The following is an 11209-nucleotide window of genomic DNA, read 5'->3' as shown; positions in this document are numbered from 1 at the left end:
TCGGGATTCGTAATCAGTTTCGAGGGATTTGCCACCGTGATCCGCAGTTTTGCCCGTAGTTTGCGCCCGCTTGCGATGCTTTTGACCGTGGCAGGTCTTGCCGCCTGCGGCGCACCGGACACTTCTGGCGCAACGCTTTCAAGCGCGAACGTTCCGGCCGAATACCGTGCGCGCCCGGACGGCGAGCGCGTGATCCCCGCCGTCAATCCCGCCTATCTCAACGAGCGTAACCGTCGCCGCTGGGTTGCCTATGACGGCCCCGAAGAGCCGGGCACTTTCGTCGTCGATCCCCATGCGCGGCTGCTTTACCACGTGGTCGAGCCGGGCAAGGCCATGCGTTTCGGTATCGCCGTGGGCAAGGAAGGCCGGGGCTTCCGTGGCGATGCGGTGATCCGGCGCAAGGAGGAGTATCCCTCCTGGACGCCTACCAAGAACATGATCCGGCAAGACCCCGAGGTTTACGGCCCGCTGGCGGGCGGTCTGCCGGGCGGTCTGGACAACCCTCTCGGGGCGCGGGCGCTTTACCTCTACCGCGGCGGGCGCGACACGATGTATCGCATCCACGGCACGATGGACCCGAGCTCGATCGGCAAGGCCACCTCGGCGGGCTGCATCCGGCTGTTCAACCAGGACATCATCGACATGTATGACGAGATGGACTTGGGCACCAAGGTCCATGTCCGCTCCTACGAGGAAAGCCTTGAGATGGAAGGCCCGATGGTCGAGCTGCACACGGGCTACCTCGTGTCGGCTTCGGATGCGGCGGCGATTGCCGCCGATCAGGCCGCGTGGGAGGCCGGGCTGATCGTCGATCCGGCCGTGGCCGAGGCGCAGGCCCATGCCGCGGCGGCGGCGGCGGCCGAGGCACAGGCTGCCGGGGTCGAACCCGAGCCCTACCTGCTGACGATCTCGAGCGTCGATGCGCGCGAGCGCGAGTTGCAGGGCCTCGACTGATCAGCGCATGAGGATGACGTAATCCTTCCGGGTGGCCTCCAGCACCTCCCAGGTGCCGGTAAAGCCCGGACGGATCACGAAGGCGTCGCCCGGCCCGACCTCAAGCCGCGAGCCATCGTCGCCAGCGATGACCGAGTGGCCCTCGTGGATGCGGCAATATTCCCATTCGTCGTAACTGATGCGCCACTTGCCGGGGGTGGATTGCCAGATGCCGCAGTAAAGGCCGCGGTCATCTTCCACATTCCAGGTGGTATGCACGGGGTCGCCCGCAAGGACTTTCTCGGCATCGGGGCGCGAGGTTTCGGGCTCGGCAAGGCTCGGGGTCAGGGCTTCGATCAGCATGTTTCTTCTTTTGGGTGTCAGGGGAGTTGCCGGCGGGCCACCCATCGAGGGTGGCCCACCGGCGCGCGGACTTCCCCCTCGATGGGGGAAATCCGCGCAGGTTGGCGTATCTGGCGGGCGTCAGTCTACCCAGTGAACGCTGGTCAGATCGTTGGCCTGGCTGGGCGAGTTCTCCCACAGCCCCTCGATCTTGGCATTGGCGACGCCGGTCTTGGCAAGCTGGAAGAGATAGCCGTTGACGAAATCGGCGGCGATCATTTCCTGCGCGGCGTGGTTGATCCGGCTGCGCTCGCCCGCGTCGGTGGTGCGGTCCAGCTCGGCCATCAACTCTTGAAATGCCGGTTTGGCATAGCCGAAGTAGTAATCGTCGCGGGCGTAGATGTTGATATCGGCGGGTTCGGTATGGCTGACGATGGTCAGGTCGAAATCCTTGCCCTTGAACACCTGCTCCAGCCATTGCGCCCATTCGAGATTGCTGATCTCGGTCTTGATGCCCACGGCGCCAAGCTGGGCCGCGATGATCTCGCCCCCGCGACGGGCATAGGTGGGCGGCGGCAGGGCAAGGCGCAGGGTCAGATCGCTTGCACCGGCCTCGGCCAGCAGGGCCTTGGACTTTTCCGGGTCATAGGCCGACAGGGCCGTCAGATCCTGATAGTCGGGATTGTGCGGGGCGAAATGCGAGCCGATCGGCGTGCCATAGCCGAACATCGCACCGTCGATCACGTCCTGACGGTTGATCGCATGGGAGATCGCCTCGCGCACGCGGATATCGTCAAGCGGCGCCTTGCGGTTGTTCATCGCCAGGATGGTTTCGCCCTCGGTCGAGCCGACGATGACCTTGAAGCGCGGATCGGACTGGAACTGGATCAGCGTCTCGGGCGCGGGGAAGTTCGGGAAGGCATCCACGTCGCCCGCCATCATCGCGGCAAAAGCCGCAGTCGGGTCAGAGATAAAGCGGAAGGTCGCGCTGTTCAGCGCAGGCTTGTCGCCCCAATAGCCGGGATAGGCGGTGAGGGTGACATGATCGCCCTGCGCCCATTCGCCGAACTGGAAGGGGCCGGTGCCGACGGGATGGGTCGCGGCATCGGTGGCGCTTTCAGGCGCGAGGATTACCGCATCGCCCCAGGCCATTTTGAATGGAAACGCGCCATCGGGCGCCGAAAGCGTGACCTTGACCGTCGCCGGGTCGATCACCTCGACCGAGGCAATCCCCTTGAAGAGCGCCTTCTGCGCATTGGCGCTGTCCTCCGCCCGCGCGCGGTCGAGCGAGAACTTCACATCCTCGGCGTCGAAGGTGCTGCCGTCATGGAAGGTCACCCCCTGCGCAAGGTGGAAGGTGTAGGTGCTGCCGTCCTCCGACACATCCCAACTGCGTGCCAGCGCGGGCAGGACCGATCCATCCGGGGCAAAGCGCGTCAGCCCCTCGAAGAGGTTGGCATAGACGACCTCGTCAATCGCCGCCGCGGCCCCGGCGGTCGGGTCGAGGTTCGGCGGCTCCAGCACCATGCCAAGCGTGATCGCGTCGGGCGCGGCAAGCGCGCCGCTGGCCGAAAGCGCGAGCGCGGCGACGGCGGAAAGCAGGCGGTTGGTCATGCGAAACTCCCAAGGTTGTGGCATGATGGTGCCGGAGATGATCGGTCCGAACCCGTTTCAGATCAAGGCGTTTGCCGCCGCGCGGCCAAGGGGGAAACGTGGCGGCATTCTCCCGGTTGGTGCTGCGCCGCGGCATTTCTATCTTTGCAATATGGGGGCAGGGGCGCTATGCCTGCCTGCCAAGGGAGAGAGGGAGGTTGCCATGAGTGCCACGGGAACCACGCGGCAGAAGATGCCGTCCGATATTGCTGCGATGAAGGGCGGGGCGCCTGTCGTCTGCCTGACGGCCTACACCACACCGATGGCGCGCATGATGGATGCGCATGTCGATCTGGTGCTGGTGGGGGACTCGGTCGGCATGGTGCTGCACGGGCTGCCCTCGACGCTTGGCGTGACGATGGAGATGATGATCCTGCACGGCAGGGCCGTGGCGCGGGGGCTGCAAAACGCCTGCCTCGTGATCGACATGCCCTTTGGCAGCTACGAGGAGAGCCCCGCGCAGGCCTTCCGCAATGCCGCCCGGCTGATGTCGGAAACCGGCGCGGGGGCAGTCAAGCTGGAAGGCGGGCAGCATATGGCCGAGACGATCGCCTTCCTGGTGCAGCGCGGCATTCCGGTGATGGCGCATATCGGTCTTACGCCGCAGTCGGTGAACGTGTTCGGCGGCTACAAGGTGCAGGGCCGTGGCGAGGATGGCGCGCGCCTGATGAAAGACGCGATGGCCGTCGAGAAGGCAGGCGCCTTTGCCGTCGTGCTGGAAAAGGTTCCTGCGAGCCTGGCCGACCGGATCACCGCCGAGGTTTCGATCCCGACCGTGGGCATCGGCGCCAGCGCGGGCTGCGACGGGCAGGTGCTGGTGGTAGACGACATGCTTGGCCTCTTCACTGCCTTCAAGCCGAAGTTCGTCAAACGCTATGGCACGCTTGGCGAGCAGGGCGAGGCCGCGATTGCCGCCTATGCCGCCGAGGTGCGTGCCCGCGCTTTCCCGGCGCCCGAACATATCTTTGCAGATGAGGTGAAGAAATGACCCAGATTATCCGCACCTCGGCCGATCTGCGCGACCGCGTGGCGGCATGGAAACGCTCGGGTATCCTGGTCGGCGTCGTGCCCACCATGGGGGCGCTGCATGACGGCCACATGAGCCTAGTGCGCGAGGCGCGCAAGCAATCGGACCGGGTGATCGTGACGATCTTCGTCAACCCGATGCAGTTCAACAATGCCTCGGACCTCGACAAGTATCCGCGCGACGAGGCGCACGATCTGGCCATGCTTGAGGCCGAGGGTGTGGATGTCCTCTTCGCTCCCGGCGTGAATGAGGTCTATCCGGACGGCTTCGCCACCAAGGTCTCCGTGTCGGGAATATCCGAGCCGCTCGAGGGCGCCTTCCGTCCCGGACATTTCGACGGCGTCGCGACGGTGGTCAGCAAGCTGTTCGGCATGACCCAGGCAGGGCGCGCCTTCTTCGGCGAGAAGGACTGGCAGCAGCTTCAGGTCGTGCGGCGCCTAGTCGAGGATCTGAATATCCCGATCCGCATCATCGGCTGCCCGACCATCCGTGAACCCGACGGACTTGCCATGTCGTCCCGCAATGTCCGTCTTTCGGAAGCCGAGCGCGCGCAAGCCCCGGCGCTGCACCGCATCATGACCGCAGCGGCCGAGCAGATACGTGCCGGCGCGCCGATCGAAACTGCGCTGGAGCAGGCCAAGGCCGAGATCCTTGCCGCGGGTTTCCACGATATCGAATATCTCGAGGTCCGCTCGGTGGAAGGTTTGCGCCCGATGGAGACCTTCTCCGAGCCGGGTCGGATGCTGGTCGCCGCTTATCTCGGCGACGTGCGCCTGATCGACAATATCGCGGTATGAGGGCGTGCTAAGGGGGCGCTGCCCCCTCGCGCGAAACGCGCTCACCCCCGGGATATTTGGACAAAGCCGAAAGAGACGAGTGGTCACCTGACCTGCGATAGGTGATCGCCGCAGGTCAGGTGCTTTCGTCTTTGACGGTCATCGGCGTCCCCACCTGTACCGCACCCCAAGACTAGCGCGAAATGGTTAAGGAAACCTTTCGCCCTTTCGGCTTTGCTCAAATATCCTCGGGGGGTGAATGCGCGTAGCGCAGAGGGGGGCAGACAGCCCCCCATTCCCGCTTTGCCCATGATTACTGACCCAGTTTGGCGTGCACCTCGCCGAGGTCGACCTCTGCGGTCGGCATCTTGTTGTCCGGATCGTCGAAATCGTAGCGGAACAGCTGGAAGTCTTTCTTGTAGATCTCCCAGATCAGGTGGCGGGACAGATCGTCGAAATAGTCGCTGACCTTATGCGCCCTCTTGGGGCCGTGGCCCTCGGATTCGTTGAAGCGGGGTATTTGCGTCAGATCGACAGGGACCGGCGTCTCGATCCGGTCGAGCACCTGCTGCATCCCCTCGTTGAACTGCTCGGTGAAGATGATCTGATCGTAGCACCCGCCATTCGCGATGAAGGTCGCGATATGGCCAGACATCGCCGACCAGTGGATGTCGGGCTCCATAGGCTTGCGCCAACGGATGGTGTCGCGAGCGAACAGCAGGAAGCGGCGGAAGGATTTGATCTGGTCGAACTCGAACCCATCCTCGGGCGAGCCGACTTCGATCCCGTATTTCTGCGCGAGTTGCGGTACGAGGTTGCCGCGGTAGCGTTTGCCGTTGCGCTGGATGCCCGCGATCTTGTCGAAAAACGAACTCAGGATGCGCGCGTAGGGATTGCGCACGCAGGTGAAGGCAAAGGACTTGTGCGCGCGTACATTCGCCTCGATCAGGGGCTGGCTGTGCTCCTGCGCCCATTTGTGCAGGCCGGTCGCCGAGTCGTGGATGTCTCCATCAAAAAAACGACCGTGATCCGAGTAATACATGATCTGACCGATGGTCGAGCAGGCGCATTTCGGGACGACCCGATAGACCACGCTTTCACTCTCGGTCATCCAGGTGCCGGGAAAACCCATTAATACACTCCTTCAGCGTTCCGAGCCCGGACAGTGGTGGAACGTCGTAAATACTTCCTTAAAGAACAGAGAACCCCTGTCATTTCAACGGTGACTGGCATTATCTAGACGCCGCAAAGACATCATCTGCCCCAGACCCGCGCATTATGGCCAAGATCGCCTTTATCCTGTTGACCCACAAAGACCCCGAGGGGGTTATTTCCCAGGCTCGCAGGCTGTCTTCCGAGGGTGATTTCGTCTCGATCCACTTCGATGCCCGCGCGAGCCAGACGGATTTCAAGCGCATTCAGACGGCGCTGGCGGGCGACCCGGCGATCACCTTCGCGCGGCGGCGCGTGAAATGCGGCTGGGGGGAGTGGAGCCTGGTCGCGGCGACGCTTGAGGCGGTCAAGGCGGCGGTCGATGCCTTCCCGCAGGCGACGCATTTCTACATGGTCTCGGGCGACTGCCTGCCGATCAAGACGGCGGAATATGTGCATGACTTCCTTGATGCCGAGGATGTCGATTACATCGAAAGCGTCGATTTCTTCACCTCGGGCTGGATCAAGACCGGGATGCGCGAGGACCGGCTGATCTACCGCCATTTCTTCAACGAGCGCCTGAACAAGTGGCTGTTCTACAAGAGCTACGAGTTCCAGCGCGCCCTTGGGTTGACTCGCAAGGTTCCCGAGGACTTGCAGATGATGATCGGCTCTCAATGGTGGTGCCTGCGCCGCCAGACCGTCGAGGCGGTGCTGGAGTTCTGCCGTGCCCGTCCCGCCGTGATGCGTTTCTTCAAGACCACCTGGATCCCCGACGAGACCTTCTTTCAGACACTCGTGCGTCACCTGGTGCCCGACCAAGAGATCCGCAGTCGCACCCCGACCTTCTTGATGTTCACCGATTACGGGATGCCGGTGACCTTCTACAACGATCACTACGATCTGCTGCTGGGGCAGGATTTCCTGTTTGCCCGCAAGATCAGCCCGGATGCTGCGGACCTCAAGGCACGGTTGGGCGCGCTTTGGCACGACTCCGGGCGCGCCTTTTCGATCTCGGGCGAGGGGCGGGCGCTGTTTTCCTTCCTGACCGGGCGCGGGCGTATCGGGCGCCGGTTCGCCCCCCGTTTCTGGGAGGTCGAATCCTCGCTTGGCCGCGAGCGGACGCTTTTTATCCTCGTGTGCAAGAAATGGCATGTCGCCAAGCGGCTGGCCGAACGGGTGGCCGCGCACGCGGGCATCCCGCGCGTCGAATACCTGTTCAACGAACTCTGCCCTCTGCCCGCGCTTGGTGGAATCGAGACCACACTTTCCAAGCGCAACCGTCATCGCCGGGCGCTGCTGCGGATGCTCTTCGACTATCACCGCATCGATCGCCTGTTGATCTGCCTTGACCCGACCGAGTTCGAACTGCTGCGCGATCTGACCGCGGATCGGGTGGATGCGCGCATCCTTGAGATCGAGTGCGATTTCACCGACGACTACCTGATCGGCCATGCGCGGCGCGTGGGGCTTGCCGGGGCCAGCTCGCCCGCCGGGGTGATCGAGCGGCTTTTGCCGACCATCCGCTTCGATCTGAAATTTGAAAGCGACCGGATGCGCGACGCTGGCTTCCCTGCGTTCGAGCATATTCGCCAAGGGGCCTCGCCGCAGGCAAATGCCCTGCCGCTTGCGCGTTTTCTGGGTGTCGATCGCGATCTTGCGCAAGAGATCGCCGCGACCGAATATCTGTTTCTGGACTGAGGAGATTCCCCCGTGGCCTATGCCTATGACCCGACGAATATCTTCGCCCGCATCCTGCGCGGCGAGATCCCGAACAACACCGTTCTTGAGACCGAGCACACGCTGGCCTTTCGCGATATCGCCCCGCAGGCCCCCGATCATGTGCTGGTGATCCCCAAGGGCCCCTATGCCACCTTCGATCATTTTTCGAACGTGGCGAGCGACGCGGAGATCGTCGATTTTTACCGCACTGCGGGGCAGGTCTGCAAAATGCTGGGGATTGAGCCGGGCGAGGGCGGCATGGGCTTCCGCGCGATCACCAATTCGGGCGATCACGGCGTGCAGGAAGTGCCGCATTATCACCTGCATATCCTTGCCGGGCGGGTTCTCGGGCGGATGCTTTCGCGCGGCTGAACTGGCCGCACCCTCTTGCCCCGAAGGGCGCAATCGCTAATATGCGCGGTCGAACCAGACTGCCGGAGCCAGCCCATGACCATCGCCGCCCCCGAGACCCAAGTTGTCACCACCTGGAAGGTCGCCTGTGACGGCGGCGAGGGGGCCTTGGGCCATCCGCGCGTCTACCTGACCATCCCGCATGACAGTGGCGAGGTCGAATGCCCCTATTGCGACAAGAAATTCGTGATCGACCGCGATCACGCGCATGACGATCACTGATCGGATCTGATCGGTTCGCAGGCGGCCCTTCGGGGCCGCTTTTCGTTTGCGGGTTTCGGCCCGGCGCGGGCTATGGCAGAACGGGTCAACGCGACACGGAGGACCCCATGGCTTTCGGCAAAGGCTGCCATCTGCATCTGATCGACGGCTCGGCTTTCATCTTCCGCGCCTATCACGCGCTGCCGCCGCTGACCCGCAAGTCGGACGGGCTGCCGGTGGGGGCCGTCGCGGGCTTTGCCAACATGATCTTTCGCTACATCGAAGAGGCCAAGGGCCCCGATGCGCCGACCCATGCGGCGGTGATCTTCGACTATAGCTCCAAGACCTTCCGCAACGAGATATTCCCCGAATACAAGGCCAACCGCCCGCCGCCGCCCGAGGATTTGCGCCCGCAGTTCCCCCTGACCCGCGACGCGACGCGCGCCTTCAACCTGCCCTGCATCGAGACCGAGGGTTTCGAGGCCGACGACATCATCGCTACCCTTGCGCGCGAGGCCCGCGAGGCCGGCGGGCGCGTCACCATCATCTCGTCGGACAAGGATCTGATGCAGCTGATCGGTGGCGGAGTCGAGATGCTCGACGCGATGAAAAACCTGCGCATCGGCCCCGATGAGGTCGAGGCCAAGTTCGGCGTGCGCCCGGATCGGGTAATCGACGTGCAGGCGCTGGCGGGCGACTCGGTCGATAACGTGCCCGGCGCGCCGGGGATCGGGATCAAGACGGCGGCGCTTCTGATCAACGAATACGGTGATCTGGAATCCCTTCTGGCGCGGGCCGAAGAGATCAAGCAGCCCAAGCGGCGACAGACCCTGATCGACTTCGCCGACCAGATCCGGGTCTCGAAGCGCCTTGTGACGCTGGACGATCACGCGCCGCTTGATTTCACGCTGGACAGCCTTGAGGTCAAGGACCCGAACCCCGAAGAGCTGATGGCCTTCCTCAACCTGATGGAGTTCCGCACGCTGACCAAGCGTGTCGCGGATCGCTTCGGGGTTGAGGCGCCGACCCTGCCGCCGATGGAGCCCGCCGGTGTCGATGCGGCCGCGCGTTGGGCTGCCGGTGCCGCGCCGCAGCCGCGGCTTGAACCGAAAGCCACGCCCGAGGCGCCTTTCGACACCTCGGCCTATGTCTGCATCCGCGATGCCGCGACGCTTCAGACCTGGCTGGACGAGGCCCGCGCCCTGGGCTGGCTTGCCGTCGATACCGAAACCACCAGCCTTGACGAGATGCGCGCCGATCTGGTCGGCGTGTCGATCTGCTCGGTCGCGGGCAAGGCCGCCTATATCCCTCTTGGCCACACGACCGGGGGCGACGATCTTTTCGGCGGCACCGCCCGCGCGCCGGGGCAGATGGATCTGGACGCGGCGTTGGCGCTGCTCAAGCCCGTGCTTGAGGACGAGGCGATCCTCAAGATCGGGCAGAACATGAAGTATGACTTCAAGATTTTCGCCCGCCACGGCATCCGCGTCGCGCCGTTCGACGACACGATGCTGATGAGCTACGCGATGTTCTCGGGGCTGCATAACCACGGCATGGATGAGCTTTCGGAACGCTATCTCGATCATCGCCCGATCCCGATCAAGGAGTTGCTCGGAACCGGCAAGGCGCAGATCACCTTCGACAAGGTCGAGATCGACAAGGCCGTGGCCTATGCCGCCGAGGATGCCGACATCACGCTGCGCCTGTGGGCCCGCTTCAAGCCGATGCTGCACCGTGCCCGCGCCACCACGATCTACGAAACCGAAGAGCGCCCGCTGGTGCCCGTTCTGGCCGATATGGAGATGGCGGGCGTGCGCGTCGATGCGCAGGTGCTGGCGCGCATGTCCAATGCCTTTGCCCAGAAGATGGCGGGGCTGGAGGCCGAGATCCAGGAGATTGCGGGCCAACCCTTCAACGTGGGCTCGCCCAAGCAGCTGGGTGAGATCCTCTTTGACCAGATGGGTGTCCCGGGCGGGGCCAAGGGTAAGACCGGCGCCTATTCCACCGGCGCCGATGTGCTTGAGGACATCACCACGATGGAGGATCAGCCCAAGGCGGGCGAGCTTTCCTCGAAGGTGCTCGACTGGCGGCAGATCTCGAAGCTGAAATCGACCTATACCGATGCGCTGCAGGGCCATGTGAACCCGGAAACCGGGCGGGTGCATACCTCTTACAGCATCGCGGGCGCGAACACGGGGCGTCTGGCCTCGACCGATCCGAACTTGCAAAACATCCCTGTGCGCAGCGACGAGGGCCGCCGCATTCGCGAGGCTTTCGTGGCCGGGCCGGGGATGAAGATCGTCAGCCTCGACTACAGCCAGATCGAGCTGCGCATCCTTGCCCATGTCGCTGACCTGCCTACGATGAAAGAAGCCTTCCGCGAGGGCTTGGATATTCACGCGATGACCGCGTCAGAGATGTTCAACGTGCCGATCGAGGGCATGGACCCGATGATCCGCCGTCAGGCCAAGGCGATCAACTTCGGCGTGATCTACGGCATCTCGGGCTTTGGTCTGGCGCGCAACCTGCGTATTCCGCGCGCCGAGGCGCAGGGCTTCATCGACCGCTATTTCGAGCGTTTCCCCGGCATCCGCAAATACATGGACGACACCGTGGCCTTCGCCAAGGAAAACGGCTTTGTCGAGACGCTGTTCGGCCGCCGCATCCACACGCCCGAGATCAACGCCAAGGGCCCGGGCGCGGGCTTTGCCAAGCGCGCCGCGATCAACGCGCCGATTCAGGGCGCCGCCGCCGACGTGATCCGCCGCGCCATGGTGCGTATGCCCGATGCGATCCGCGATCTGCCCGCGACCATGCTCTTGCAGGTGCATGACGAATTGATCTTCGAGGTCGAGGAAAGCGCGGTCGCGGCCCTGATCAAGGCTGCGCGCGCGACGATGGAGGGGGCGGCCGATCCGGCGGTGCATCTGTCGGTGCCGCTTGTCGTCGATGCAGGCACCGGCGCCAGCTGGGCCGAGGCGCATTAAGGGCC

General features: G+C 63.9%; 10 protein-coding genes. 7 read left to right on the top strand and 3 right to left on the bottom strand.

Annotation, left to right across the window (positions count from 1 at the left end):
- Positions 1 to 75 precede the first annotated feature (75 nt).
- Positions 76 to 954, top strand: coding sequence for a L,D-transpeptidase (locus tag LZA78_RS08360; protein WP_306798966.1), 879 nt, complete (start codon positions 76 to 78; stop codon positions 952 to 954).
- On the opposite strand, the gene LZA78_RS08355 is transcribed toward LZA78_RS08360, so the two are convergent.
- Positions 955 to 1296, bottom strand: coding sequence for a cupin domain-containing protein (locus LZA78_RS08355; RefSeq protein WP_233676479.1), 342 nt, complete (start codon positions 1294 to 1296; stop codon positions 955 to 957).
- Positions 1297 to 1416: 120 nt separating this feature from the next.
- Entirely contained in the window at positions 1417 to 2889 is a 1473-nt protein-coding gene (locus LZA78_RS08350) for an ABC transporter substrate-binding protein (protein WP_233676478.1), read from the bottom strand.
- 202 nt (positions 2890 to 3091) lie between these two features.
- Between LZA78_RS08350 and panB the strand changes: the two genes are divergently transcribed.
- Together panB and panC are read left to right on the top strand one after the other, a co-directional pair.
- Positions 3092 to 3916 carry a 3-methyl-2-oxobutanoate hydroxymethyltransferase gene (panB, locus tag LZA78_RS08345; RefSeq protein WP_233676477.1) on the top strand — a complete coding sequence of 275 codons (825 nt, stop codon included), beginning with the start codon at positions 3092 to 3094 and terminating at the stop codon, positions 3914 to 3916.
- On the top strand, positions 3913 to 4752 hold the full coding sequence (panC, locus tag LZA78_RS08340) for a pantoate--beta-alanine ligase (RefSeq protein ID WP_233676476.1): 840 nt from the start codon (positions 3913 to 3915) through the stop codon (positions 4750 to 4752). The genes panB and panC overlap by 4 nt, the downstream gene beginning before the upstream one ends.
- A gap of 292 nt (positions 4753 to 5044) precedes the next feature.
- On the opposite strand, the gene LZA78_RS08335 is transcribed toward panC, so the two are convergent.
- On the bottom strand, positions 5045 to 5863 hold the full coding sequence (locus LZA78_RS08335) for a sulfotransferase family protein (RefSeq protein WP_233676475.1): 819 nt from the start codon (positions 5861 to 5863) through the stop codon (positions 5045 to 5047).
- A 146-nt stretch (positions 5864 to 6009) separates the two neighbouring features.
- Here LZA78_RS08335 and LZA78_RS08330 point away from each other — a divergent pair, with 146 nt between their 5' ends.
- The 4 genes from LZA78_RS08330 to polA all read left to right on the top strand — a co-directional run bounded on the left by LZA78_RS08330 (position 6010) and on the right by polA (position 11204).
- Positions 6010 to 7584 carry a DUF5928 domain-containing protein gene (locus tag LZA78_RS08330; protein ID WP_233676474.1) on the top strand — a complete coding sequence of 525 codons (1575 nt, stop codon included), beginning with the start codon at positions 6010 to 6012 and terminating at the stop codon, positions 7582 to 7584.
- 12 nt (positions 7585 to 7596) lie between these two features.
- Positions 7597 to 7977 (top strand): HIT domain-containing protein, encoded by a 381-nt coding sequence (locus tag LZA78_RS08325; protein ID WP_233676473.1) that lies wholly within the window; start codon positions 7597 to 7599, stop codon positions 7975 to 7977.
- Between the two features lie 75 nt (positions 7978 to 8052).
- A complete protein-coding gene (locus LZA78_RS08320; protein WP_218630592.1) occupies positions 8053 to 8238 on the top strand; it encodes a zinc-finger domain-containing protein in 186 nt (61 codons plus the stop codon).
- Positions 8239 to 8345: 107 nt separating this feature from the next.
- Positions 8346 to 11204, top strand: a complete 2859-nt coding sequence (gene polA / locus LZA78_RS08315; protein WP_233676472.1) for a DNA polymerase I — start codon at positions 8346 to 8348, stop codon at positions 11202 to 11204.
- Positions 11205 to 11209 lie beyond the last annotated feature (5 nt).

This window comes from Rhodobacter flavimaris (assembly GCF_021378075.1).
In the GTDB taxonomy this organism is placed as follows: Bacteria; Pseudomonadota; Alphaproteobacteria; order Rhodobacterales; family Rhodobacteraceae; genus Rhodobacter; species Rhodobacter flavimaris.
This window is presented reverse-complemented; position numbering and strand designations above follow the sequence as displayed.

Bases quoted from the DNA above. Each gene is read 5' to 3' on its own strand.
- LZA78_RS08360 (WP_306798966.1), top strand. From the start codon at position 76: ATGCTTTTGACCGTGGCAGGTCTTGCCGCCTGCGGCGCACCGGACACT.
- LZA78_RS08355 (WP_233676479.1), bottom strand. From the start codon at position 1,296: ATGCTGATCGAAGCCCTGACCCCGAGCCTTGCCGAGCCCGAAACCTCG.
- LZA78_RS08350 (WP_233676478.1), bottom strand. From the start codon at position 2,889: ATGACCAACCGCCTGCTTTCCGCCGTCGCCGCGCTCGCGCTTTCGGCC.
- panB (WP_233676477.1), top strand. From the start codon at position 3,092: ATGAGTGCCACGGGAACCACGCGGCAGAAGATGCCGTCCGATATTGCT.
- panC (WP_233676476.1), top strand. From the start codon at position 3,913: ATGACCCAGATTATCCGCACCTCGGCCGATCTGCGCGACCGCGTGGCG.
- LZA78_RS08335 (WP_233676475.1), bottom strand. From the start codon at position 5,863: ATGGGTTTTCCCGGCACCTGGATGACCGAGAGTGAAAGCGTGGTCTAT.
- LZA78_RS08330 (WP_233676474.1), top strand. From the start codon at position 6,010: ATGGCCAAGATCGCCTTTATCCTGTTGACCCACAAAGACCCCGAGGGG.
- LZA78_RS08320 (WP_218630592.1), top strand. From the start codon at position 8,053: ATGACCATCGCCGCCCCCGAGACCCAAGTTGTCACCACCTGGAAGGTC.
- polA (WP_233676472.1), top strand. From the start codon at position 8,346: ATGGCTTTCGGCAAAGGCTGCCATCTGCATCTGATCGACGGCTCGGCT.